Origin of the sequence: Bacillus timonensis, from assembly GCF_000285535.1 — a bacterium.
GTDB lineage: Bacteria > Bacillota > Bacilli > Bacillales > Bacillaceae_L > Ferdinandcohnia > Ferdinandcohnia timonensis.
In genome coordinates this window covers 390,704-414,965 of the sequence record NZ_HE610987.1, presented here as the reverse complement: position 1 = coordinate 414,965, position 24,262 = coordinate 390,704, and the positions used below count along the sequence as shown (strand labels likewise).

The following is a 24,262-nucleotide window of genomic DNA, read 5'->3' as shown; positions in this document are numbered from 1 at the left end:
TTGGCTCCCCTTGGCTCCTATTTTGCAATTTTGTGGAGTTTTGTGATGATGCTTAGGGAGCGTCCGGTTCCAATTGCGACTGATTCTAGTGGGTTTGGTGCAATGTGGACTGGAACAATGATTTCCTGGCTGAGCCACTCCTGCATGCCATTTAGTAATGCTCCACCACCTGTTAAAATAACCCCGCGATCCACAATATCGCCACTTAATTCCGGTGGGCAGTCCTCTAATGTCGCACGAATAGTTTCTAAAATATGAAGTAATGACTCTTTTAATGTTTCTTGAACCTCAGTTGAACGCAATGAAATGGTTTTAGGTAAACCTGTAACAAGGTCGCGGCCGCGAATGTCCATTGTTTTAATCTCATGATCAACAAGGGCATAGCCAATTTCAAATTTTATCTGTTCAGCTGTATGTTCCCCAATCAGAACATTGTATTTTTTTCGTACATATTGGATGATATCTTCATCAAACTGGTCTCCGCCAATCCGAATGGAGTTGCAGCTCACAACACCGCCAAAGGAAATAATCGCAACTTCCGTATTGCCTCCACCGATATCTACGATTACGTTCGCAACTGGTTCATCAACCGGTAAATCAGAGCCAACAGCAGCAGCAACTGGTTCTTCAATCAAGTACACTTGTTTGGCACCACATTGTTTAATTGCATCCTGAATGGCGCGTCGTTCAACAGAAGTTGACCCAGATGGTGTACAAACAACCACATTTGGCTTGCGTAGGGAGTAGCCGATTTTTTGACTTGCTTTTTTCATAATATGACGAAGCATGTCGGCTGTAACATTGAAATCAGCAATAACACCTTTACGTAAAGGACGGATTGCCACAATCTTCTCAGGCGTCTTTCCAATCATCCTTTTCGCATCTGTTCCTACCGCAACAACTCTGTTATTTTCAGTGTCAATCGCAACAACGGATGGTTCATTAATGATGATGCCTTTATTTTTACTGTATACCAAAATATTTGCAGTTCCTAAATCAATACCTATTTCAACGTTTGAAAACATTTTTATCTCCATCCTTCTAAGAGTTTGGGGTTATATGTCTAATAGACTAAAGATGTTTGTCCAAAACATTTTTAGCTACTATTTTTTATCTATTTAAATGAGTAGTCATTTTAACCCACTTCACCTTATAAGAATTCATGAAAATATGTCGATTTTTGGGGGTTGTTGTCATATTGTAAAAAATGAAATATAGGAGAAATATATGAGGAGAATGGCAATATGTTCAAAAAACACGTAAAATAGTAATAGATGAATCACTCCCAAAAAGGAGGGCGTAGCAATGGATTTTTCAAGTATCGTGTCAGAGGATAAAATTCGCAAGGCCTATAAGGATGGGGAATTTGACAACTTACCCGGATATGGAAAACCCCTTAAGCTTGATGACGATTCGGCGATTCCTGAAGATCTTCGTATGGCATATCGTGTCATGAAAAATGCAGGACTCATTAATGAAGAAACTGAAATTAAGAAAGAATTGCTCACAATTGAAAATCTACTAGAAAACTGTGAGGATGAAGAACAGCGGGTCATTTACCAAAGAAAGCTAAACGAAAAACAATTTCGCTTAAACCAAATTTTAAAAAATAGAAAGACATCGCATTCTTCCGTTTTTAAGGACTATCAAATGAAATTGCATAATAAATTTAAATAAAAAATGAAGGGGTCAAAACATTGCGTTTTGCCCTTTTCTATTAGAAAGGAAAAAGAAATATGATTAAAAATGTGAAGTTAAAACGAATTTATGAGCCAGCTGATGCAAAAGACGGAAAAAGAATATTGGTTGATCGCATTTGGCCTCGAGGAATTTCAAAGGAAAAAGCACAACTTGATTTGTGGATGAAAGATGTTGCCCCAAGCACGGAATTACGCAAAGAATTTAACCACAAACCAGAAAGATTTGAAGAATTCAAGGAACATTACATAAAAGAATTAGAGAAGGATGAAGAGAAGAAAATAGCGGTGGAACAGTTGCTAGAAATGGCAGGGGAAGGGAAAGTCACTCTCCTTTTTGGTGCAAAGGATGAAGTTCATAATCAGGCCGTTGTTTTGAGGGAAGTACTAAAGAGTGAAGTGGACAAGCGCCAAAACGGGTAGTTGCGGTATTTCTAGGGCAGTGGCAGTATTTCTGATATAGCTGCAGTAACCATCAAATAGTGACAGTTTTTATAAAATACAACAGTGAAGACACCACATCATCCATTGCGGTTAGATTAGTTGACTAACTTGTATATACAAGTTAAACTACAACTACAAATAAGTTTGTTTTGTTTAAGTCATACTACAAACATGAATTACGAATATGGTGGTGTAGCAATTGGAACAACCTTGGTGGAAGAAATCTGTAGTTTATCAAATTTATCCAAAGAGTTTTAATGATACGACTGGAAATGGTCTCGGAGACCTACAGGGGATTATTGAAAAACTTGATTACTTAAAAGCATTAGGTATTGATGTTATTTGGTTAACGCCTATATACAAATCTCCGCAGCGAGACAATGGGTACGACATCAGTGATTACTTTGCGATTCAAGAAGAATATGGAACGATGGAGGATTTTGACCGCTTGCTTGAAGAAGCACATACTCGTGGCATCAAAATCATCATGGATATCGTCGTCAACCATACATCGACTGAAAATGAATGGTTCAAACAGTCTCGAAAATCAAAGGATAATCCATATCGCGATTTTTATATTTGGAAGGATCCAAAAGACGGTCATGAGCCAACGAATTGGGAATCAAAATTTGGAGGGAATGCCTGGGAGTATGATGAACAAACGGGCCAATACTATCTTCACCTTTTTGACGTTACCCAGGCTGACCTTAATTGGGAAAACGAAGAGGTACGTAAAAAAGTGTATGACATGATGACTTTTTGGTTTGAAAAAGGGGTAGATGGTTTCCGATTAGATGTTATCAATCTTATCTCAAAAGACCAGCGTTTCCCTGATGATGACGGATCTGTGCCTCCTGGTGACGGCCGAAAGTTTTATACAGATGGGCCACGCGTACATGAGTTTATGCACGAAATGAACCAGAATGTGTTTTCGAAATACGATAGTATGACGGTTGGGGAAATGTCTTCAACGACAATTGAGGATTGTATTAAATATTCGAATCCTGACCGCAATGAGCTAAGTATGACCTTTAATTTTCACCATTTAAAAGTAGACTATCCGAACGGTGATAAGTGGACAGTTGCAGATTTTGACTTCCAAGCGTTAAAGCAAATCCTTTCAACTTGGCAGGTAGAAATGCATAAGGGTGGCGGCTGGAATGCGTTATTTTGGTGCAACCATGACCAGCCACGTATTGTATCGAGATATGGTGATGATGACAAGTATTTAACAGAATCTGCAAAAATGCTTGCAACAACCATTCATATGATGCAAGGTACGCCTTATATTTATCAAGGTGAAGAAATCGGAATGACCAATCCGAAATTCGATGACATCTCAGAATATCGAGATGTTGAATCTCTAAACATCTATAACATTAAAAAAGAACAGGGAATGAGCAACGAACAAATTATCGAGATTTTAAAACAAAAATCACGTGATAATTCACGTACACCTGTACAGTGGGACGGATCAGAGCATGCAGGCTTCACGAGCGGTACACCGTGGATTAATGTTGCTGCTAATTACAAAACAATCAACGTAGAAAAAGCAATAGAAGATAAAAACTCAGTGTTTTATCACTATCAAAAATTGATAAAACTACGAAAAGAATACGACATTATTACGTATGGGGATTATGAATTATTGGTTGAGGATCATTCAGAAATCTTTGCTTATGTAAGAAATGGGGATAGTGAGAAACTTCTTGTCGTAAATAATTTTTACGGAAAGGAAACCACATTCCAGGTTCCTGAAAGTATTCAAATCGAAAATTATACGACAGATCTTCTCATTTCCAACTATGGGGATTCTCAAACGGATATTTCAACAGGATTGAATCTTCGTCCTTACGAATCAGTTGTGTACCATTTAATTAAAAAAGCGTAGACGAGTTTCGCCTACACTGTATGAGCCATGCCCTTAGAGGGCGTGGCTTCTTTAATAATCGCGATCTGTTGGGATTGGGTCGATTTTTGTGGAGTCATCGATATCCATCGATGTTGCGACAAAGTAAAACCAGAATCCAGCGGAGACAAAATACAACACAGCCATGCCTATAAGCGTTAGCCAAAGTCCTAGCACATGTATTCCCCCCTTTAAATGGGGCATTGCCACACTGCGGTTTGACCACAGATGACATGCAGCACATGAAACCTTTCTTTAACAAATTGCCCCTTTCTATACGTATATGCAGCGGGGGAAAGTTATTGACTGAATTACCGGAAAAATGTCATTGCGTCTTACATAAAATTTCCTTTCCAACCATCTAATTGCCGTATCCTAATACGTAACCAATCAAAAAAGCGACCAAATGGCCGCCATCATCACTATGTATGATTTATTTTTTTCGTAAGCTTCCGAGCTCTTCCACAAGTGCCTGCATTTCGTTTGGGCTGAATGAGTTCTTTTTCATGGTGAGATCGTAAATATCTTTTAATTCCTCGTACATTTCTTCATCAAAATGGGAAGGCTTAATTGCACCTATGTTAAGAACCTTCAATTTTTCTTTAATCTTCTCTATCATAAACTCTACGTTTTCAACCGACTTTTGTGAGAGGTCCATGTTTTCATCCTTTCAGTTTTCAGTGTATTCTTATTGTATCACGTTTCTGCTATTATTTAATATGGAAGAACACAGAAATACATAACATGAAGGAGAAAATACATATGATTAAAGTTTTATTTGTTTGTTTAGGAAATATTTGTAGATCACCGATGGCGGAGGCCATTTTTCGAGATTTAGTAAAAAAAGAGGGACTTGCTGATGACATCCAAGTTGATTCTGCAGGAACTGGGGATTGGCATATCGGACATCCCCCACATAAAGGTACGCAGACCATTTTAACCAAGTATAAAGTTTCCTTTGAAGGGATTCAAGCACGTAAGGTGTTGCCAGAGGACCTTGGTCAATTTGACTATATTATTGCGATGGACTCTGACAACTTAAAGAACTTACAAAAAATGACGGGTAACGAAAAAACAGGTCAAATAAAACGACTCCTTGATTTTGTCGATGATAGCAAGGTTACAGATGTACCAGACCCGTATTACACTGGAAATTTTGATGAAACATACGAGCTTGTAAGTAACGGTTGTAAATGTCTTTTAGAAGTCATCAAAAAGGAAAATCTAGTTGGAAAGGAGTAATACTCTTGGCAAAACGCAATAAAATGGTGGAAGGCATGGTCATAGGGGCTGTCCTTGGTGCAGCAATTTCTTTAGTGGATAAGGAAACAAGAGAGCAATTTTTACATACTAGTAAAAGAGTTGGTAAAAAATGCGTAGACGTCATGAAAAATCCGCAGGGTTATACAGAGCTTGTAAAAGACCAGTTCAACGTGGTTCGTTCAACCATCGAGCAGGTAGCGGAGGACGTTCGCATTGTAACTTCGAAAGTGAATGAAATTGTTGAAACAACACCAGAAATCGTTGAAACAGTGAAAGAAACTAAGAACACAATTTCTAATAAAATGGAGGTAATTAGGGACGATAATATAGAGAGGTGAAAAAATGACCCAAATTCGAACCTTAGATTTGCGGTTTATTAAGGAATTAATTTTGCGATATAAGGAAGATGAAGTAGGGAGTCTTTCTGCAGAGCTTGCCTATTTTTTCTTGCTTTCTTTATTCCCATTTTTAATCTTTCTAGTGACTCTGATAGGGTATTTACCAATTTCTCAAATAGATGTTTTGGCGTTTGTTAGTCAGTACGCTCCTGAAGGTACAGTTGAGTTAATTGAAGAAAACCTCAATTTCATAGTTGGTTCTCAAAAAGGTGGACTGTTATCGATAGGAATCATTGGTACGTTATGGTCGTCCTCTAATGGAATTAATGCAGTCGTTCGTGCATTTAATAAAGCGTATGATGTAAAAGAAACACGGAACTTCTTTTTTACGAGAGGAATTTCGATCTTATTGACCTTCGGGATGATTTTTGTCATCATTGTTGCTTTATTATTACCGGTATTCGGAAAGCAAATTGGGATTTTTATCTTTTCCTCTTTTGGCTTGTCTGAAGAATTTCTGGATATTTGGAATGGTATTCGATGGATTGTGAGTGCGGCAATCTTGTTTATCGTATTTACCTTTTTGTATTGGGTTGCGCCCAACCGCCCGTTAAAAATTAAAGAAATCATATCAGGAGCCTTTTTTGCAACCTTTGGCTGGATGTTTGTTTCCCTTGCATTTTCATATTATGTGAATAGCTTTGGACATTATTCCACGACATATGGAAGTCTAGGAGCCATTATTGTTCTCATGATTTGGTTTTATTTATCAGCGATGATTATCATCATAGGTGGAGAAATTAATGCCATTTTAAACTGCCATCGCATTAGGGACGGTCGATAATTTTACCGGAAGTTACCTTCATGGAAAATAGGTAGCGAGAGATAATAAAGGTGTAAGAACAATTTAAGGAGGCCTTTATATGTCTAAAAAAGACGGTGGAACGAAACAAAAAGGAAAGAAAAATAGTCCAAAACAAAAAACAAGCGGTTCAGCAAACGGCAGCAACGGCTACCATTAGGAACCAGAGGGACGGTTCTACTGGTCCCCAAAATAAACAAGGACTTGACCATATGAGGTCAAGTCCTTTCCTGTTATGATTTCAAAAGTCGAAGTCCATTTAATATGACGAGTATTGTACTTCCTTCATGACCAATCACACCAAATGGGAGATCAATGAATTGAAAGAAGTTTGAGAGAATCAACAGCGTAATGACGCTGATTGAAAAGATGATATTTTGTTTGATGATGCGATTCATTCGTTTCGAAAGTTTAACTGCTTCGGCAATACGAGGTAGGTCATTTTTCATGAGCACGACATCGGCAGTTTCCAGTGCCACGTCCGTACCTTGCCCCATTGCAATACCTACATTCGCTGTTGCTAAAGCAGGTGCATCATTAATCCCATCACCCACCATGGCAACAGTATCATATTTTGAAATAAGTTCTTTAATGTGGCCTACTTTAGTTTCTGGTAAGCATTCAGCAATATATTGGTCAACTTGGCTTTCTTTAGAAATGGCTTCAGCCGTTTTTTCACCGTCACCAGTAAGCATGACTGTAAAGATTCCAAGATCCTTTAAGTCGGAAACTGCTGATACTGTATCATCACGAACAACATCCTTCAAAGCGAGAATACCAGCGATTTCTTCATCCGATTTTACATATACTATCGTTTTTCCTTCAGAAGCCAATTGTTTTGAAATGCCATTTTTAAAAGTTTCTGCAGCTTCTTTTCCAACAAGATCAGCTTTACCGATTAACCAATGTGCATCTCCAACCGTAGCCTTTACACCATATCCAGGCATATCCTCAATTCCGTCTATCGAAACAAGCTTCTGTCCATTTGATTTAGCGTGTGCCACAATAGACCCTGCCAATGGATGTGTGGATTGATTTTCGATAGAAGCAACAATGCGCAAAAATTCGTTTTGATCGATTGTTTCTGAAACAATCACATCGGTTACAACTGGCTTACCTTTTGTCAGAGTACCTGTTTTATCAAATGCAATCGCATGTAAGTTTCCAAGCTGCTCTAGATGTATACCACCTTTGAATAGGATCCCTCGTCGAGCCCCATTTGAAATTGCTGATAAGGTCGCCGGCATAATCGATGCAACTAAAGCACATGGGGATGCAACCACTAGTAAAATCATTGCCCTGTAAAAGGTTTCAGTCCATGTCCACGCTAATAAAAAGTGGGGAAGGAACATCATTAAACCAACTGCTAATAACACAAACTTTACGTATTTACCTTCAAACTTTTCAATGAAAAGTTGGGAAGGGGATTTTTCACTTTGTGCCGATTGTACAAGCTTAATGATTTTTTGGAACAACGAATCTTCATTCGGCTTTGTCACTTCAACTGTAACGGAACCACTAAGGTTAACTGTTCCTGCAAAAACTTCGTCACCTAATGTTTTACGTACAGGAAGAGATTCACCTGTAATTGCTGCTTGATCCACGTTTGTATCGCCCTTTAGAAGCTTTCCATCTGCAGGAATTCGTTCACCAGGTTTAACTAAAATGGCATCTCCAATTTTTAGCGATGAAACATGTACGACACTTTCCATCCCGTCTTGGATAAGGGTTGCCTCTTCAGGCTGAAGCTCCATCAGTGAGGAGATTTCCTTATGGCTTTTGTTCATCGTATAAGTTTCAAGAGCGCCGCTTAGTGCAAATATAAAGATTAAAATCGCACCCTCATTCCAGTAGCCGATGATGGCTGATCCAATTGCGGCAAATATCATTAGCATTTCCACATTCAATTCTTTTTCAGCGATTGTGTCTGAAATCCCTTCTTTTGCCTTTGCAAAACCACCTATCACAAAAGCGAGTAGATACGTCACAATCGAAGCAGTACTCTGTTCAAAATGACCCAACGTCCACCCAATTGCGATTAACACACCACTTGTTAAAGCTGCAATGAGTTCTCCGTGTAGCTTTACTTTTTCGAGGAATGGGGAAGGTTGTTTTTCTGTTTTATATACATGCTGTGGTCTAGGTGCTGTTTTTACTTCAGTGTTCATTTTTATCGCCTCCATTTTCTAATTGAGAAAAATAATCATTTAAACCACTCTAATTGAGAATTGTAATCAACGTAAGATTTCTAATTGAGAAAGGGAATCACAATCAATAAGCCATTTTAACAAGAAAACTGCAATCTTTTCGATAGCAGCGGTTTGTTTTACTGATTTTTACTTTATAATTATTATTAATTATAACACATCACTTGTTTTTTAAAAGTCCTTTTTAAAATTATTTTAATTTAGGATTTGAAGGCAATAAAAAACCCACCTATAAAAGGTGGGACAGAGTGTAGATAAAGTCAGTGCTGACTTTGTCTACACGAATTTTTAAGGATATCTAAATTTTAACTCAAGTTCCTGACTGTCTTGAAGGCTCTTTTCGGACAAGGCGCGCAGCTGAGTGAAAACGCGAATAGAAGTTGCCGAATGAGCACAACGAGCGAGGCAAGCAACGCAGTATGCGAACGTTTGTCAACAGTCTGAACCACCTATAAAAGGTGGGACACTCAATACTCAATGCTATTCAGCAATCTCCTCATATAGAAAATAAGTTGTGTCATAGATATGTTCGATATCTGCATCTGTCATATACATTAGCTCCATTTTATCAATGCCCTTTACTTTTTCAATAAATTCCATCATGTTTTTGCGTTCTTGTCGACTCATTCCTATCATCTCCTTAATATTAAAATTCGTCTTGTACCTCTGTTTTAATACAGTGTATCGTTATGTAATCTATTATATAACAGATTTTTAAAAAACGTCAACAATAGACGGAAAAATAGTCCAGAAATCATAGAAAAAATGACTCCCTAAAAAGGAAGTCAATTTTCAACCGTTTTTGTTGCGGTTTTAGTACCAAATACAGAAATGACAAGAAAGATTAAAAGAAGAATACTCCCGATGACATTGAAGAAGCTGATATCTTCAAAGAATTGGATAAACAAACCTCCGATAAACGGCCCAACAAGACTACCGATGCTAAAGAAAATTCCACAAAGAAGGTTACCTGTCGGGAGCAAGGTTTTCGGCATTAAGTCTGTCATATAAGAAATTCCGAGCGAGAAGGTCGATCCAACGGCCATTCCTGCAAACGTAATACATAACCACAGCCCGACATGAGAGTGCTCTAAGAGACTTGCAATGGTAAACATTAAAAATCCTAAAAATAGCACAATCATTAAAATATTTCTTCTTCCAAATTTGTCACTAAGAATTCCTAATGGAAGCTGGGTGATGATGCTTCCAATCGCGAATGAAGTAAGCAAAATGGACACAAACGTGACATTGAGGTCAATTCGTAGTCCATACACGGGGAAACTTCCGTTTAAGGATGACTCCAAAAAGCCATAGGCCATTGGCGGTAAAAATGCAACCCATGCGTACTTCCATGCTTTTGAGAACCGATCGATGGTTTCTTTAAATGAATTCACACCCATATCTGTTTCAGGAAACTCATTTTTTAATAGAAATAAAAAGAACCAACCGATTAAACAAAGGACAGAAGACAGAATAAATGGCAATGTTTCACTGATCTTGACTAATGGTGTTAATAACGGACCTGTCGCAAAGCCGATACCAAAGAATAACCCGTACAAAGAGATGTTTCTTCCGCGCTTATTCTCTGGTGAAAATGAGGTAATCCAAGTTTGTGTTCCAAAGTGCAAGGAGTGGTCCCCAATCCCGATTAAGAGTCTTAATACAAACCAAAACCAAAACGACTTCCATAAAGGGAACAAGGCAAGTGAGACAGCCACGAGCAATCCACCAAATAGAATGATAGGTTTATAGCCATATTTCCTAAGAGGGTACTCCATAAATGGAGATACAAATAAAATCCCGATATATAGGGCAGTTGCATTTAATCCATTTAAGGTCGATGATAGTCCGCTATTTTCAAAGATAACCGCAATCAAAGGCAATAGCATGCCCTGACTAAACCCCGAGACGGCCACAATACTTACTAAAATCCAAAAACGTAGTTTCATGTTGTATTCCCCCACTTTGATTTCCAATCTAATCATACAAAATTAATGAGGGGTTGGAAATGGAAAAGATTTAAATTTATTCGGTAGAGTTCCCACTACATTAGGCGCAATTTGTGTTGTAAGGGGAATATGAAGTCCCGAATGCGTGAGGTGCAAAGTCGGAAAGTCCTTCATCGAGGTGATGAAGTCCCGAACGCGTGAGGTGCAAAGTCGGAAAGTCCTTCATCAAGTTGATGAAGTCCCGAACGCGTGAGGTGCAAAGTCGGAAAGTCCTTCATCAAGTTGATGAAGTCCCGAACGTTGCAATGGATCAATCAAAAAGTCCTTCATCGAGGTGTCATCATGTTAACATTTCGTTCAGGCAGGATTTTTAGTAAACTAAAGATAACAAAAGGAACAGGGGGCGTTTTTTGTGATTTTTAAAATGCAAGAAGTTGGTTTTTATACAGATGTAGAATTTGGGAAACTGCAAGTTGCGGGTGATGAATCATATGGATTCAGGCCTTATCAGCTATTAGTATCATCAATTGCGGCTTGCAGTGGGGGAACCCTTCGTAAGATTCTTGAAAAAAAGAGAATGAATGTGGAGGACATCACTATAAAAACGGAAGTTGAGAGAAATGAGGCGAAAGCGAATCGGGTTGAGAAAGTCCATCTTCATTATCTGATTAAAGGTACGGACTTAGATGAGCAAAAAATTCAGCGGTCAATCGAGGTAGCACACAGAAATTGTCCAATAGCTCAATCGGTTAAGGGGAGTATTGAAATTTCAGAGACGTTTGAACTATTTGATGCATAAAAATAGAAGAATGGAACATAATTTTTATAGAGAAAAACTACGCTAAGTTGGGCGTAGTTTTATCTTTATAAAGAGGTGTTTGAACGCTTCCTTATAAAGGTAAGCAACCGGCGTATACTTTTCGAACAATAAAATCAAAGACTAAGTACGCTACTTCCTGTGGTAATGTCTTTGTGACCCACTTCCTGTGGGCCAAAAAATCGAGCGCAAATACGCCAAAGCGTATTTGGAGGTCAAAGGAAGGTTGTGTCCTAATGAATCGACTCTTTTTAATTTTGGTTGTGATTGGCGTGCCCCTATCAATCATTGGAAGTCTGCTACATTGGCCTGCCGTTATCATGTTTGTTGTCTACTGTTTAACAATAATTGCCTTGGCAGGTTTTATGGGAAGAGCTACAGAAAGCCTTGCCATTGTAGCTGGACCTAGAATTGGTGGTCTGTTAAATGCCACCTTTGGGAATGCGGTTGAACTAATTATTTCTATTTTTGCATTAAAAGCGGGACTTGTTACAGTTGTTCTTGCATCTTTAACGGGATCAGTGCTTGGCAACCTTTTACTCGTTGCTGGTCTTTCCTTTTTGGTTGGTGGGGTAAAGTATAAGCGTCAGAAATTTAGTGTCCATGATGCACGGCATAACTCAGGGCTACTCATTTTTTCAGTTATCCTTGCCTTTGTGATTCCTGAGGTTTTTTCTATGGACATGAACGATACTGATACATTTACATTAAGTGTTGGTATCTCAGTAATTTTGATTCTACTTTATTTAGCTGCACTTTTCTTTAAACTTGTTTCCCATCGTGGAATTTATCAAGAAGATTCAGCACAGGTGGCAAAGGAAAACGAAGAACATGAGGAGCCAGAATGGGGGAAGTGGAAGGCGCTTATTATTTTGGCCCTTTCCACAGTTGCAGTAGGGTATGTTTCTGAAAATCTCGTACATACCTTTGATATCGTCGCAGAATCCTTTGGATGGAGCGAAATTTTTATAGGAATCATAATTGTAGCGATTGTTGGGAATGCAGCAGAGCATGCGTCTGCAGTCATGATGGCTTACAAAGATAAAATGAATGTCGCAATCGAAATCGCGATAGGTTCAACCTTACAGGTTGCCATGTTTGTCGCACCATTACTCGTTCTCATCTCATTTTTTCTCGACACCAAAATGGCACTGGTATTCTCAATGCCAGAGTTAATCTCGATGATTACAGCAGTATTTTTAACAATTGCCTTAACAAATGATGGTGAAACAAACTGGTTTGAGGGTGGTACCCTTTTAGCAGCATACGCCATTATGGGGATTGGATTTTACTTATTATAAGAGGAAGTTCAAATCGTCCGGTAAAACTGACGTAATGGTCAACTAAATTTGCCGTTAGACCAAAAAACGACTCTGTGCAGACATCATCTACACAGAGTCGTTTGTGTTTTTTTTGCAGTCTTCTAAGTACTTTTTAAGGGATAACATTCATTAGTGATCTCTTCGTCCGGCAACTCGATAGCATACCCCCTTGCATTAAAAGGTATGGTCTCCCTATCCCTCCTTCAAGTTTGGTATACTATATAGTATTTGCCTAACATTACAAATATTCTGTTAAATTTAAAAAAATAAAAAATTATCGATTAATTGTTACGGCTCCATTATAATAAATGCAATATTTAAACAATAAATCATTTTAGGAGCTCAACTATGATTGTACGAAGAATCACTTTCTTTTGCATTGGGTTATTTATTTTAGCATTCGGGATTAGTTTAATGATTATTGCGGATGTAGGAGCAGGAGCATGGGACGCGCTTAATGTCGGGCTCTCGGAATCAATGGGTCTTACAGTCGGAAACTGGGTAATTGTTGTTGGCTCCATCGTCATGTTTGTAAATGCAATTTTACTTAAGGAACGGCCAGCATTTTTATCAATTGGAACTATCATAGTAATTGGTTTCTTTATTGACTTTTGGTTACTAGTTGCTTTGAAAAATGTAAACCTAGAAGGATTGTTTATGCAGATTCTCGTTTTGTTAGGAGGTTTAGTGATTGCTTCATTTGGGGTTTCTGTGTATTTGCAGGCCAAGTTTCCACTTTCGCCATTAGATAATTTAATGCTCGCAATAAGCAAACGATTTAAATTAAAAGTTGGGATTTCAAAAACAATTGGAGAGGCAACTGGCTTAGTCTTAGCACTTTTGTTTGGTGGTCCAATTGGGATTGGAACCGTAATTGTTACATTCGGAATCGGACCAATTATTCAATTCTTTTTTCCTTATTGTGAAAAGTTGATGAAAACAGGAGTTAAAGCTAGCAGGGGATGAGTGCTAGCTTTTTTCATTTCAATAATTTCTAATAAAAGGATGGATAATCTGTGAAATCTTCGAAAACACTAAGCACAAAGCCAAGGAAAGGAGTACCGATCTATGAAACGAAAATTTCTTTTTATAGTTGCCGTCATTTTTATGTTTGGTCTTATGACAGGAACAGCAATGGCGGAAGGTACCAAAAAGACGAAGGGTGAAAATGTAGATAAATTCAAAATTCCTAGTTCTGTTTTAGACATTTCACAGGATAATACATATCCGAACCCGACACAGGATTTGCCATATCTCCAACCAAGTAAGCTCACAAAAGAGCTTATTAATAGTGCTGATGTGAAAATCGAAAATCCAGACCTTATTCGTATATTAAATGAATCAGCAATCCAGACGACACCGCTTGCCTTGGGATATCGCGCGACCATTTACTTAGGGCAATGGCCGCTAAACTATGAGTCGTCTGAAACAAGTACGAATTGGGAATATGAAAAAATCAATACGAATTACTATGACAATCGTGGGGGTAAATCTCCATATAAGATTCACTATAAACAGGAAATGCAGAAGATTGTCAGAGGCGGTTTAACTGCAGAAATTCAAGATGCAGACGATGTAAAGAAAATGATGCTGATTAAAGCTGCGAATAAATCAAAGCTCCCACTTTCCTTTACAACCATTATTGGTGGTGGAACAAAAAAGGACCAAATTTATAATGTTCCACCGAAGAAGCTAGGATATTTATATGCATATGCTCCAGCTGTTAATGAAAAAGGGAAGGTTACTTATGGTGAAGTCTACCTTGTTTTAAAAGGAAGCAAAAAATCCATTGTTGTGAAAAACGTAACCCACCAAGGAATCGGCGCATGGATCCCTGTCCAAGACCACGTTTCCTACGGTTTCCTCGTAAGTGATACTCCGAGATAAAAATACAAAACAGGCACTTTCAAGGTGCCTGTTTTCTTTTGGGAGAAGGGGAATCCTGGTAGTGGGCCCGTATAGATTTTCCGAATTTTTAAAGTACCTCTATTTTAGATTTGCGTTTTGTAAAGTCAACTTCTTTGTAATAAGCATTTTTCACAAGGATATTTGGACCAAGGCATTTCACTGCCGGGCAATGGCAGCTTAATTCCCTCGCTACTTTTGTTTGCGTCCAGTTGTCATATGCGTCTTGAAGTGATGTTGTCTGGACATTTCCAAGTGGTGGTGTATCGCCGAAATCGGTCACGATTATATCTCCGTTAAAAATATTGACATTCAACCGTGAGCGTCCATCAGGGTCATTACGTACCGTCACATTTTTACTACGATAAAGACGTTTCAATAAGGCAAGATCCTCCTTGTTGTCACTGCACGCATAAAAAGGTAACGTGCCAAATAACATCCAAATATCCTCATTACGAATGTCTAGAAGATGATGAATAGCACTTCTAATTTCCTCAAGCGATAATACCTCAAGATTGCTGGCAAAGTCACTTGGGTACATAGGATGCACCTCGTGTCTGCTACACTCCATGTCCTCGACAATTTGTTTATGGATGTACTTCAAATGTGGAAGAGTGCGTTTATTCAACATCGTTTCCGCAGCAACAATTACACCAGCTCTTGATAAGGCTTTGCTATTTTCAATCATCCGCATAAAATAACGTTCACGCTGCTCAAATGATGGCTTTTTCTCCATCATTGCAAATCCACCTTCAACAAAATCGTCAACCGTTCCCCAATTATGTGAAATATGAAGCACATCTAAATAAGGAACGATTTTTTCATAGCGGGCTAAATCAAGGGTGAGATTTGAGTTAATTTGTGTACGAACGCCTCTTTCATGGGCATACTTAAGAAGAGGGACCACATAATTATCAACTGATTTTGTTGACAACATTGGCTCGCCACCTGTTATACTTAATGACCGAAGCTTTGGAATTTCATCTAGGCGCTTTAGTAAGAGTTCAATTGGTAAGCCTTTGGGATCCTTTGGTTGCAAAGTATAGCCAACCGCACAATGTTCGCATCTCATGTTACAGAGATAAGTTGTTGTAAATTCAATATTGGTGAGGTGCATGGAGCCATATTCCTCAACATCTAAATAAGCCTCCCACGGGTCATATGCGGGAGAAATTCGTATAGAAGATTGTAAATTTGCCATTATGTAACTCCTTTTTTGGATTTGGTGAATCACAAATCGCCATAGGCATTGTATTGAAAAAGAATAATAGTTGTCAATGTAGACACTTTTTATTAAAATAAAAAAATGGAAAAATGAAAGGAACGTTGTCACTTGGGAAACGCGATTCATGATAAGGACTTACAAATAACCTATTTAAAAAATAGGCTGAATATGTTTTTAGAAGTTATTGATTCATTAGACCCTGAATCTACGGATTTAGAGGATATCGATCGCCTAATCGGGATGCTAGACGACCTAGAGGGAAAATACGAAATATTTAAGAAGGATTGGAAAGAATAAAGATGTTTAAAGAACGCTCAGTTGGTGCTGGGCGTTCTTTTGTTATTGGTATGTTACGTGAGGGGAAAGTGAGAGTTAGTATACCGAAAATGGGTTAATCGGTAAATCGTATATCGCTAATCCTAAAAGCAAGAGCTGATACATCATCAATCATCAAACTAAAAAAACAGTGGATTTCAAAGCGAAATCCACTGTTTTTTTTGCATATGGAACCAGAAGAACCGTCCCTGTGGCTCCCTGGCTCTCTGCCATTAAAAGGAACCAGAAGAACCGTCCCCCTGGTCCCCTTGATTTTTCGTCTCTAGTGTTAATCCTTCCACAACGACGTCTTCGTCGATCTCCAGTAACAAACAGCGTTTGCCTTGGTACATGATGTATTTGACGTATTTGAGCTCTTTTGGACTTAGGGAGAGCTTGGCGACCTTTGTGTTGATTTTGATTGATTTTGGAACGAGATTAGCTGCCTTGAATTCATGGCGTTCGTCGTCAATAACGGTTTTAAATGCATGTTCCACCTTTTCTGTGTCGACATTTTCAACGCCGCTGACCTTCAAGATGCGTTCCACGTCCTGGTAGTTGATCATTGGTGGCTCACTGTCTTGCTCTTCCTCGTCTTCTTCTTTTTCCTGAACGAACCGGTCAATTTCTTCGTAAACATTCGAAATAACTTCGGATTCTACCTTGTCCCCAATGACATTCTTCAAAATCATTTCGAAGCCAATCTTATCATCTTCCGCTGTCATGATATCTTCGCAATTCAACACATCGGCAATGAAAGAATAACTAGGCTCATTTGCTTTCCCGGAGGCATAAAGTATATGATTCACGTCTGCTGTATTGTCATTAAAGGCTGGAAAAAGGAAACCTGTTAACGGAGAAGTTAGGTTAATAACCGGGTCCATCACAGTATTTGATTTAAATGTTCTCTCGATATAATCAAAAACCAATGTCTTTTTAGGCTGATCAATTTTATTTAACGTGCAAAGTATGAGTGGGCTAAAATAAACCTCATCTGAGCCGCCTTGTTCTGATTCAGGGTCACGTTTTCGTGTCGGCTTACGATATTCTGCGCGGATGAATGTAACCACTGTGTCGAACTCATAAACCTTAGTAGCATACATCTTCTCCACAAGTTGTAGCATTTGCTCGAGCCAATCTTCGGTATCTTCCATGTGCAGTCCATCGTATAAAAGGTCACGGGTGCTATTTTCAACACCATGCTGGAACTTCAACTCAAACAGCTTCGTATCAAGCTGCCCAGCTAGTGTCTTTTTAAAGTTATCTAAAAATAATTCCTGGGCTTCCTGTTCTAGCAGCTCAAACGGCTGACAAATATGGTGGTAAATTTCATTAGATTCTTTTTTCACATACACATTGAAAATCTCGTTGATTTTTAAGTATTGATTATTTAACTTAAATTGTTTGCGGATGTTTGCGATGTCTTTTTTATTCATTAATCTCAACTCCCATTTTTTGATTATACATGTACAAGTTCAAAATTGTAATGATTGATTTTTTCAGATGTGTATGAGCACTACCTATACAAAAACCCATATATATAACATAAAAAGCAAACAGGGGTAGATAACATTGGGCATACAAACTAGTAAATTTAGATGGGTTATTTTTGCTTCTGTTTTGTTTACGTATGTAGTGATGTCAAGTCAGCGAACCGCTCCTGGACTGATCACAGATCAATTGATGACAGACTTTCAAGTCACTGCAACAACAATCGGACTTTTAACTAGCATCCAATTTTTTGTGTATACAGGTTTGCAAATGCCAATGGGTATTTTAGCGGATCGCTACGGACCCAATCTTTTTCTGATTACAGGTGCGATTTTGACGGGTGTTGGGACGATTATTTACAGCCTTGGTACCCATGAATTTATCCTCTTTTTTGCAAGAATTTTAACTGGAATAGGGGATGCAACCATCTGGGTTAATTTAGTGTTGATATTAAGCAAATGGTTTAATGAAAGAGAATTTACCCGACTAATTGGTGTGGCAGGAATGACAGGAAGTCTCGGTTTCCTATTAGCAACAGTCCCTTTTTCTGCATTAATCGTCCAACTTGGTTGGCGGATGGCCTTTTTATCAGGAGGAGTCTTATTAAGTTTTTGTGGAATCTTTCTCTATTTTGTTCTTGTAAAAAAGCCGGGGCACCCAATTATTGAGAAACAAGACGTTGTGCGTGAAAAAACATCGATTTTACTGCGTCGAATTTTTTCAAATCGCCAGGCATGGGCTTTGTTCTTATGCCACTTTGGGCTAGTTGGTGGGTATTTAGGTTTTATTGGTTCATGGGCAGTACCGTATGGAATGGATATTTATGGATTGACGCGTCTAGAAGCAAGTAAGCTGATTATGTTCAGTCTAATCGGTGCGCTACTTGGTGCGCCATTAATCGGTTGGATTTCAAGCCGAATGGGAAAAATTAAACGCCCTTATCTGTTTTTTCATATAGTCACTGTTTTGTGTTGGTCTACTTTTCTTTTATTTCGTGAAGGACCACCATTATTCTTGCTCATTTCGCTTTTCTTTATCATCGGATTTTCGTTTGGTTCAAATTCATTGACCTTTGCTGTTGCTCGTAAAACGTTTCCGATAAGTGAGTCTGGCATGGTGTCTGGATTCGCAAACACGGGAGGATTTCTAAGTGCTGTATTACTTCCAGCCCTTTTCGGAAATGTCTTGGATCATTTTACATCCGGCTACTATTTTGGATTCGTAATCCCGATGGTTTTTTCAATTTTTGGTTTGATAGGAGTGAATCTTATAAAAGAAAAATCCCAGGTCGCGACATTGCACCTAAAATCACATGAATAAAATCTGGAATCGTTTGCAAATCCCTTTCCGAAAAAAATAGATAGGAGTATAATGAAAATTGTGATTATGGACATAACCGTATAAAAATGGGGATAAAAGGGAAAGGGGAATACAGATGGATAAACTACAACAAAGTATGTACAAGCTAATTGTAGAGACATCAACAAGACTTCCAAAGGATGTACGTAGAGCGGTTGCTCGCGCAAAAGCGAGTGAAAGTGCCGGTACTCGTGCTGCTATGTCTCTTTCAACAATTACCAATAATATCTCAATGGCTGATGTGAACGTATCTCCAATCTGTCAAGATACAGGTCTACCAACTTTCAAAGTGAAAACTCCTGTTGGCGTGAACCAATTAAAAATCAAAGCAGCGATTCGTGAAGCGATTGTGGAAGCGACAAAAGACGGAAAGCTACGTCCAAATGCAGTTGATTCATTGACTGGTAAAAACAGCGGGGATAACCTTGGTGAAGGTGTTCCTGTTATTAAGTTTGAACAATGGGAAAAAGATTATATAGATGTTCGCCTCATTCTAAAAGGTGGCGGATGTGAAAATAAAAACATTCAATACAGCTTACCATGTGAATTAGAAGGACTTGGTCGTGCGGGTCGTGACCTAGACGGAATCCGTAAGTGTATCATGCACTCTGTATACCAAGCACAAGGTCAAGGCTGTAGTGCTGGTTTCATTGGTGTTGGAATCGGTGGCGACCGTACTTCTGGCTACGAGTTAGCAAAGGAACAGCTTTTCCGCTCGGTAGAAGATGAAAATCCAAACGAAGAGCTTCGTAAACTCGAAGAATATGTCATGGAAAATGCAAATAAACTTGGAATCGGAACAATGGGCTTCGGCGGCGAAACAACTCTACTTGGTTGTAAAGTTGGCGTCATGCACCGTATCCCTGCAAGTTTCTTCGTTTCCGTTGCGTACAACTGCTGGGCTTACCGCCGTCTAGGTGTCACTCTTGATGCTGAAACAGGTGGTATCAAAGACTGGTTATACCAAGATGGTGAAGAAATCGACTTCTCAAAAGAACAAGAAGAAGTAGAAGTAAAGTCTGAAACTCGTGAAGTTGTACTACAAGCACCAATCACTGAAGAGCAAATTCGTGAACTTAAAGTGGGAGACGTGGTTAAAATTAACGGTCGTATGTTCACTGGCCGTGACGCCATCCACAAATACCTATCTGACAACGAGGCTCCAGTTGATCTAGACGGCCAAATCATCTACCACTGTGGTCCAGTTATGCTTAAGGATGAAGATGGCAATTGGCACGTGAAAGCTGCTGGTCCAACTACAAGTATTCGTGAGGAGCCATACCAAGGTGACATCATGAAGAAATTCGGCATCCGCGCGGTAATTGGTAAAGGTGGAATGGGACCAAAAACTCTTGCTGCCCTAAAAGAACATGGTGGAGTATATCTAAACGCAATTGGTGGAGCTGCACAATACTACGCAGACTGCATCAAGTCTGTTGATGGTGTGGATCTCATGCAGTTTGGTATCCCTGAAGCGATGTGGCACCTATCTGTAGAAGGCTTTACTGCCGTTGTCACAATGGACTCACATGGCAACAGCCTACACGAAGATGTAGACAAATCGTCATTAGAAAAACTAGAACAATTCAAAGAGCGTGTATTTGCTTAATATATTGATTATGGAAAACCCGTTACGTTTGTGCATAGCGGGTTTTTTTGTTCGGCGGATTTTAGCTGATTTGCGGATTGGGCACAAATAATTGAGGTTAGGAAATGACCAATTAAGGTTTAGCCATATAAATTCTAAGGCTGAACTGATAGATAACGAAAAGCAACTTAGGAGAATGATTGCACTTTGGTACTGACCTGAATCCTATTAAAATGGCAGAAGACTGAGAGAAGTTGTGGTTAAAATTAGTCGGCGTACTTATAATTCTTTAGATGAGTGGACAGCTGATTTAATAGACTTGGTAACATTACATTGTTGGTATGCAATTTCATTAATAATTTAGTATTTTGTAAATATTAAATGTTAATTTACTTTTCTAAAAACTAATTCTATAATTTAAAAAAGATGAAACAAAATGAAAAAACGAAACAAAATGAAACAAGCTCATCATCTTGATTCGTTTTTTAAATAGGAGGTGATTGAAATAAGCGTAACACTAAGAGATATCGTAGATGCGTCGGGTGTCTCATTAGCCACTGTATCCCGTGTTCTATCAGGAAAAACTAATTTATCTAGTAAAAAAGCTATTAAAGTAATTGAGGTTGCAAAAAAACTTGGTTATGAACTTCCTAAAGAAATGGTAGCGAGGCGTTCAATGACCTTTGGTGTCGTAGCCAGTAAGAATGTAGAACAATCTACAAGTAACGCATTCTTTTCTGAAGTAATAAAGGGTATCGCGAACTTTTGCAACACTAAGGATATTAACATTCAGCTAATAATTGAAACGCAAGAAGAACTAGAATTATTAAGATGTGCAAAGTTAGTTGAAAACGGTGATATTGATGGGTTTATTCTGTTGGCATCAAGGGTAGATGATCAATTAATAAATTATTTATCATTGAATGATTTTCCGTTTATTGTAATTGGTCACGTTAATAAAGATAGTGTTTATACGGTTAATACAGATGGGAAAAAGGCATTCGAGCAATTAACTAACCACCTAATTATGTTAGGACACAAAACAATTGGGTTAATAAACAGTTCGATAAAATTTGTAGGTTCACTTGACGCACTTGCAGGTTATAGAGAAACTCTACAAAAAAATAATATTGAATTTGATGAAACTTTGATATACGATGGTGGGCTTTCATGGGAGGAAAGCTATGAAACAGCTTTGCAAATACTTAGCAATAGAAACGTACCGACTGCATTAGTTGTATCAGATGATATTATGGCAGCTGCAGCAATTAAAGCTATCAGAGAACAAGGTTTGAAAGTCCCTGGGGATGTTGCGATTGTAAGTTACAGTGATCATTATCTCGCTTCCTTAATGAATCCGGGGCTCACTACCATTAGAGTACCCATTATTGATTTAGGTTTTACAGCAGCAAAATCTCTATATCAAATAATGAATAAAGAAGAAGTAGAAAAAAATATTATTTTGGAAACTAAATTAGTAATCAGGGATTCATGTGGCTTTAAAAAAGGTGCAAAAGTTTAACTAAATTAGTTTAGAAAGTGACAGTTCTGTAGTCGCTTGCATAAAAGAAGAAGTTTATTTTGCTAGAAGAGATTCATTAGTAATTTAGAAACATTTATAAAAAATATGTAAACACTTACATGTAAAGAGAGGTAACCCATGGATAAAAAAATTAAAGTGACGATTTGGAATGAATACCGTCATGAAAAAACAAATGAAAAGGTTCGGTCTATTTACCCACAGGGAATGCATATGGCTATTGCAGATGGTTTAGGTGATGAATTTGATATAAGTACAGCTACACTTGATTTACCAGAACATGGTCTAACGGAGGAATTGTTAAATGAGACTGATGTGCTTATCTGGTGGGGACATAAAGCTCACGAGGAAGTAAACGATAATGTTGTAGAAAGAGTGTATCAGAGAGTACTAGAAGGTATGGGGTTAATAATATTACATTCGGGTCATTTTTCTAAAATCTTCAAAAAGTTAATGGGGACTTCATGTGATTTAAAGTGGAGACGTGCTGGTGAAAAGGAAAGAATTTGGGTAGTTTCTCCTAGCCATCCAATCGTGAAAGGAATCGATACATTTATTGAATTAAAAGAAGAAGAAATGTATGGTGAACATTTTGATATTCCAGAACCTGATGAATTGGTATTGATTAGTTGGTTTGAGGGAGGCGAAGTGTTCAGGAGTGGATGTTGTTATAAAAGAGGATTAGGGAAAATCTTTTATTTCCGCCCTGGCGATGAAGCTTATCCAACATATTATCACGATGGAGTTCGAACCATACTCCGTAACGGTGTACGGTGGGCTTCTTATGAAGGAGGAACACATCCAACTTACGGAAATGTACCAACACCTTTAGAGCCGATTAAGAAAGGATGATTGAAGAAGATGAGTAAGTTAAAGATAGGAATAATAGGTGCTGGTAATATATTCCAAAGTGCACATACAGAAGGCTGGATTACCCACCCAAAAGTTAATTGGTAGCTATTAGTGATCCAAATGAAAAAACGCCCAAATAGTGGCTGAAAGGTATGGAATTACTCGGACTTATTCAGATTATCAGGAAATGTTGAATAACGAAGATTTGGATGCGATAGATATTTGTGCTCCTAATTTCTATCATTCTGAAATTGCAATAAACGCATTAGAAACGGGGGTTTATGTATTTAGTGAGAAACCAGATGCAATAAACCCTATAGAGGCACAAAAAATGGCGGATGCGGCAAAAAATTCAGGTAAGATTTTGATGGTTATGCGTAATAATCGTTTTACACAAGCTTCGCAGTTTATAAAATAATTTATGTTAACAAAAGGAAAAAACTTGATTAAGGACAAATTAAAGTATTAGATCTAGAACTTGAGTAAATATTACATTGAGTCTTCCAATGAATCGTACAAGAGTTAACCGCGGAACAGCTTTTGATATTGCTGGAAAAATTATTGCAAATGAGCTTTCATTAAAGGAAGCAATTAACATAGTACCTGAAACAGTATCTAAATAAATGATGGAGTAAGGTGTAATGTAAAAGGATTTGCTTCTTCTTTATAGTATTCGAGAGTAAAAATGATAAGGGTTTACTTTTTAAGGAGTGTCAGACAATGGCTTTTCCAAAAATGGCGAAAATACGGCAAAACTTCCAATTAGAAAGTATAAGGAATATTCCAGCAACCATTAACGAACAATTCCAGCAAGTAAGCGCTGATGAAAAAATTAAACCTGGAATGGAAATTGCAATTACTGTTGGAAGTAGGGGGATTGCGAATATTCCACTAATTGTTAAATGTGTTGCGGATGAAATCATCAACCGGGGAGCAACTCCTTTTATCATTCCGGCAATGGGAAGTCATGGCGGAGCCACTGCTCATGGACAAATCGAGGTTTTAGAGGGACTAGGAGTTACTGAGGATTCAACAGGATGTGAAATACGTTCATCCATGGATGTTGAGGTGATTGGAAAAACTTCGGACGGTATCCCAGTTTATATAGATAAACATGCTTATCATGCAGATGGGATTATCGTTATGGGCCGTGTTAAGCCACATACTGATTTTAAAAAT

General features: G+C 38.3%; 26 protein-coding genes. 18 read left to right on the top strand and 8 right to left on the bottom strand.

The genetic code is table 11. The features are described 5' to 3' along the window. Nucleotides 1-17 precede the first annotated feature (17 nt). Entirely contained in the window at nucleotides 18-1,025 is a 1,008-nt protein-coding gene (mreBH, locus tag BTHG_RS16350) for a rod-share determining protein MreBH (protein WP_010677809.1), read from the bottom strand. 280 nt (nucleotides 1,026-1,305) lie between these two features. Here mreBH and BTHG_RS16345 point away from each other — a divergent pair, with 280 nt between their 5' ends. The 3 genes from BTHG_RS16345 (at nucleotide 1,306) to treC (ending at nucleotide 4,032) form a co-directional block, all read left to right on the top strand. Next, on the top strand, nucleotides 1,306-1,677 hold the full coding sequence (locus BTHG_RS16345) for a DnaJ family domain-containing protein (RefSeq protein WP_010677808.1): 372 nt from the start codon (nucleotides 1,306-1,308) through the stop codon (nucleotides 1,675-1,677). Between the two features lie 59 nt (nucleotides 1,678-1,736). Then, complete coding sequence (locus BTHG_RS16340; protein ID WP_010677807.1) at nucleotides 1,737-2,120, top strand: DUF488 domain-containing protein; 384 nt, start codon at nucleotides 1,737-1,739, stop codon at nucleotides 2,118-2,120. Between the two features lie 220 nt (nucleotides 2,121-2,340). Next, nucleotides 2,341-4,032: an alpha,alpha-phosphotrehalase gene (gene treC / locus BTHG_RS16335; protein WP_010677806.1), complete on the top strand. Its 1,692-nt coding sequence runs from the start codon at nucleotides 2,341-2,343 to the stop codon at nucleotides 4,030-4,032. 51 nt (nucleotides 4,033-4,083) lie between these two features. Here the strand turns inward: treC and BTHG_RS26870 are convergent, their stop codons facing one another. Beyond that, entirely contained in the window at nucleotides 4,084-4,227 is a 144-nt protein-coding gene (locus BTHG_RS26870; RefSeq protein ID WP_157256223.1) for a hypothetical protein, read from the bottom strand. 256 nt (nucleotides 4,228-4,483) lie between these two features. Then, nucleotides 4,484-4,708: a DUF1128 domain-containing protein gene (locus BTHG_RS16325; RefSeq protein ID WP_010677805.1), complete on the bottom strand. Its 225-nt coding sequence runs from the start codon at nucleotides 4,706-4,708 to the stop codon at nucleotides 4,484-4,486. 104 nt (nucleotides 4,709-4,812) lie between these two features. Between BTHG_RS16325 and BTHG_RS16320 the strand changes: the two genes are divergently transcribed. From BTHG_RS16320 to BTHG_RS16310, 3 genes are read left to right on the top strand one after another with little or no spacing between them, the layout of a single operon-like run. After that, the gene (locus BTHG_RS16320; RefSeq protein WP_010677804.1) at nucleotides 4,813-5,292 is read left to right on the top strand and encodes a low molecular weight protein-tyrosine-phosphatase; all 480 of its coding nucleotides are present in this window, start codon (nucleotides 4,813-4,815) and stop codon (nucleotides 5,290-5,292) included. Nucleotides 5,293-5,297: 5 nt separating this feature from the next. Continuing rightward, the gene (locus tag BTHG_RS16315) at nucleotides 5,298-5,651 is read left to right on the top strand and encodes a YtxH domain-containing protein (protein WP_010677803.1); all 354 of its coding nucleotides are present in this window, start codon (nucleotides 5,298-5,300) and stop codon (nucleotides 5,649-5,651) included. Between the two features lie 4 nt (nucleotides 5,652-5,655). Continuing rightward, nucleotides 5,656-6,495: a YihY/virulence factor BrkB family protein gene (locus BTHG_RS16310; protein ID WP_010677802.1), complete on the top strand. Its 840-nt coding sequence runs from the start codon at nucleotides 5,656-5,658 to the stop codon at nucleotides 6,493-6,495. A gap of 251 nt (nucleotides 6,496-6,746) precedes the next feature. On the opposite strand, the gene BTHG_RS16300 is transcribed toward BTHG_RS16310, so the two are convergent. The 3 genes from BTHG_RS16300 to BTHG_RS16290 all read right to left on the bottom strand — a co-directional run bounded on the left by BTHG_RS16300 (nucleotide 6,747) and on the right by BTHG_RS16290 (nucleotide 10,669). Beyond that, nucleotides 6,747-8,681, bottom strand: coding sequence for a heavy metal translocating P-type ATPase (locus tag BTHG_RS16300; protein WP_010677800.1), 1,935 nt, complete (start codon nucleotides 8,679-8,681; stop codon nucleotides 6,747-6,749). Between the two features lie 519 nt (nucleotides 8,682-9,200). Further along, a complete protein-coding gene (locus tag BTHG_RS25180) occupies nucleotides 9,201-9,347 on the bottom strand; it encodes a BH0509 family protein (protein WP_010677799.1) in 147 nt (48 codons plus the stop codon). 158 nt (nucleotides 9,348-9,505) lie between these two features. Beyond that, nucleotides 9,506-10,669: an MFS transporter gene (locus tag BTHG_RS16290; RefSeq protein ID WP_010677798.1), complete on the bottom strand. Its 1,164-nt coding sequence runs from the start codon at nucleotides 10,667-10,669 to the stop codon at nucleotides 9,506-9,508. Between the two features lie 412 nt (nucleotides 10,670-11,081). On the opposite strand from BTHG_RS16290, the gene BTHG_RS16285 reads away from it, so the two are divergent. The 4 genes from BTHG_RS16285 to BTHG_RS16270 all read left to right on the top strand — a co-directional run bounded on the left by BTHG_RS16285 (nucleotide 11,082) and on the right by BTHG_RS16270 (nucleotide 14,695). Then, nucleotides 11,082-11,468 carry an OsmC family protein gene (locus tag BTHG_RS16285; protein WP_010677797.1) on the top strand — a complete coding sequence of 129 codons (387 nt, stop codon included), beginning with the start codon at nucleotides 11,082-11,084 and terminating at the stop codon, nucleotides 11,466-11,468. Between the two features lie 254 nt (nucleotides 11,469-11,722). Next, a complete protein-coding gene (cax, locus tag BTHG_RS16280) occupies nucleotides 11,723-12,787 on the top strand; it encodes a calcium/proton exchanger (protein ID WP_010677796.1) in 1,065 nt (354 codons plus the stop codon). 369 nt (nucleotides 12,788-13,156) lie between these two features. After that, nucleotides 13,157-13,774 (top strand): YczE/YyaS/YitT family protein, encoded by a 618-nt coding sequence (locus tag BTHG_RS16275; protein ID WP_010677795.1) that lies wholly within the window; start codon nucleotides 13,157-13,159, stop codon nucleotides 13,772-13,774. A gap of 102 nt (nucleotides 13,775-13,876) precedes the next feature. Next, on the top strand, nucleotides 13,877-14,695 hold the full coding sequence (locus BTHG_RS16270) for a YfkD famly protein (RefSeq protein WP_010677794.1): 819 nt from the start codon (nucleotides 13,877-13,879) through the stop codon (nucleotides 14,693-14,695). Between the two features lie 88 nt (nucleotides 14,696-14,783). Here BTHG_RS16270 and yfkAB read toward each other — a convergent pair whose 3' ends face one another. Further along, the gene (gene yfkAB / locus BTHG_RS16265; protein ID WP_010677793.1) at nucleotides 14,784-15,914 is read right to left on the bottom strand and encodes a radical SAM/CxCxxxxC motif protein YfkAB; all 1,131 of its coding nucleotides are present in this window, start codon (nucleotides 15,912-15,914) and stop codon (nucleotides 14,784-14,786) included. Between the two features lie 132 nt (nucleotides 15,915-16,046). Between yfkAB and BTHG_RS16260 the strand changes: the two genes are divergently transcribed. Next, entirely contained in the window at nucleotides 16,047-16,235 is a 189-nt protein-coding gene (locus BTHG_RS16260; protein WP_010677792.1) for an SE1561 family protein, read from the top strand. 251 nt (nucleotides 16,236-16,486) lie between these two features. On the opposite strand, the gene BTHG_RS16250 is transcribed toward BTHG_RS16260, so the two are convergent. Continuing rightward, nucleotides 16,487-17,689, bottom strand: a complete 1,203-nt coding sequence (locus BTHG_RS16250; protein ID WP_010677791.1) for a DUF4317 domain-containing protein — start codon at nucleotides 17,687-17,689, stop codon at nucleotides 16,487-16,489. A 136-nt stretch (nucleotides 17,690-17,825) separates the two neighbouring features. Between BTHG_RS16250 and BTHG_RS16245 the strand changes: the two genes are divergently transcribed. The 7 genes from BTHG_RS16245 to BTHG_RS16210 all read left to right on the top strand — a co-directional run. Further along, on the top strand, nucleotides 17,826-19,064 hold the full coding sequence (locus BTHG_RS16245) for an MFS transporter (protein ID WP_010677790.1): 1,239 nt from the start codon (nucleotides 17,826-17,828) through the stop codon (nucleotides 19,062-19,064). A gap of 115 nt (nucleotides 19,065-19,179) precedes the next feature. Next, a complete protein-coding gene (locus BTHG_RS16240; RefSeq protein WP_010677789.1) occupies nucleotides 19,180-20,712 on the top strand; it encodes a fumarate hydratase in 1,533 nt (510 codons plus the stop codon). 475 nt (nucleotides 20,713-21,187) lie between these two features. Further along, nucleotides 21,188-22,213: a LacI family DNA-binding transcriptional regulator gene (locus tag BTHG_RS16235; protein WP_010677788.1), complete on the top strand. Its 1,026-nt coding sequence runs from the start codon at nucleotides 21,188-21,190 to the stop codon at nucleotides 22,211-22,213. Between the two features lie 138 nt (nucleotides 22,214-22,351). Continuing rightward, complete coding sequence (locus tag BTHG_RS16230) at nucleotides 22,352-23,083, top strand: ThuA domain-containing protein (RefSeq protein ID WP_010677787.1); 732 nt, start codon at nucleotides 22,352-22,354, stop codon at nucleotides 23,081-23,083. Between the two features lie 139 nt (nucleotides 23,084-23,222). Then, nucleotides 23,223-23,501 (top strand): Gfo/Idh/MocA family protein, encoded by a 279-nt coding sequence (locus tag BTHG_RS25175; protein WP_010677785.1) that lies wholly within the window; start codon nucleotides 23,223-23,225, stop codon nucleotides 23,499-23,501. 88 nt (nucleotides 23,502-23,589) lie between these two features. Beyond that, nucleotides 23,590-23,706 carry a 4-hydroxythreonine-4-phosphate dehydrogenase PdxA gene (locus BTHG_RS26330; RefSeq protein WP_010677784.1) on the top strand — a complete coding sequence of 39 codons (117 nt, stop codon included), beginning with the start codon at nucleotides 23,590-23,592 and terminating at the stop codon, nucleotides 23,704-23,706. A 97-nt stretch (nucleotides 23,707-23,803) separates the two neighbouring features. Then, the coding region (locus tag BTHG_RS16210) for a lactate racemase domain-containing protein (protein ID WP_010677783.1) at nucleotides 23,804-24,262 on the top strand (459 nt) is incomplete at its 3' end.

Bases quoted from the DNA above. Each gene is read 5' to 3' on its own strand.
- mreBH (WP_010677809.1), bottom strand. From the start codon at position 1,025: ATGTTTTCAAACGTTGAAATAGGTATTGATTTAGGAACTGCAAATATT.
- BTHG_RS16345 (WP_010677808.1), top strand. From the start codon at position 1,306: ATGGATTTTTCAAGTATCGTGTCAGAGGATAAAATTCGCAAGGCCTAT.
- BTHG_RS16340 (WP_010677807.1), top strand. From the start codon at position 1,737: ATGATTAAAAATGTGAAGTTAAAACGAATTTATGAGCCAGCTGATGCA.
- BTHG_RS16325 (WP_010677805.1), bottom strand. From the start codon at position 4,708: ATGGACCTCTCACAAAAGTCGGTTGAAAACGTAGAGTTTATGATAGAG.
- BTHG_RS16320 (WP_010677804.1), top strand. From the start codon at position 4,813: ATGATTAAAGTTTTATTTGTTTGTTTAGGAAATATTTGTAGATCACCG.
- BTHG_RS16310 (WP_010677802.1), top strand. From the start codon at position 5,656: ATGACCCAAATTCGAACCTTAGATTTGCGGTTTATTAAGGAATTAATT.
- BTHG_RS16300 (WP_010677800.1), bottom strand. From the start codon at position 8,681: ATGAACACTGAAGTAAAAACAGCACCTAGACCACAGCATGTATATAAA.
- BTHG_RS25180 (WP_010677799.1), bottom strand. From the start codon at position 9,347: ATGAGTCGACAAGAACGCAAAAACATGATGGAATTTATTGAAAAAGTA.
- BTHG_RS16290 (WP_010677798.1), bottom strand. From the start codon at position 10,669: ATGAAACTACGTTTTTGGATTTTAGTAAGTATTGTGGCCGTCTCGGGG.
- cax (WP_010677796.1), top strand. From the start codon at position 11,723: ATGAATCGACTCTTTTTAATTTTGGTTGTGATTGGCGTGCCCCTATCA.
- BTHG_RS16275 (WP_010677795.1), top strand. From the start codon at position 13,157: ATGATTGTACGAAGAATCACTTTCTTTTGCATTGGGTTATTTATTTTA.
- BTHG_RS16270 (WP_010677794.1), top strand. From the start codon at position 13,877: ATGAAACGAAAATTTCTTTTTATAGTTGCCGTCATTTTTATGTTTGGT.
- yfkAB (WP_010677793.1), bottom strand. From the start codon at position 15,914: ATGGCAAATTTACAATCTTCTATACGAATTTCTCCCGCATATGACCCG.
- BTHG_RS16250 (WP_010677791.1), bottom strand. From the start codon at position 17,689: ATGAATAAAAAAGACATCGCAAACATCCGCAAACAATTTAAGTTAAAT.
- BTHG_RS16240 (WP_010677789.1), top strand. From the start codon at position 19,180: ATGGATAAACTACAACAAAGTATGTACAAGCTAATTGTAGAGACATCA.
- BTHG_RS16230 (WP_010677787.1), top strand. From the start codon at position 22,352: ATGGATAAAAAAATTAAAGTGACGATTTGGAATGAATACCGTCATGAA.
- BTHG_RS26330 (WP_010677784.1), top strand. From the start codon at position 23,590: ATGAATCGTACAAGAGTTAACCGCGGAACAGCTTTTGATATTGCTGGA.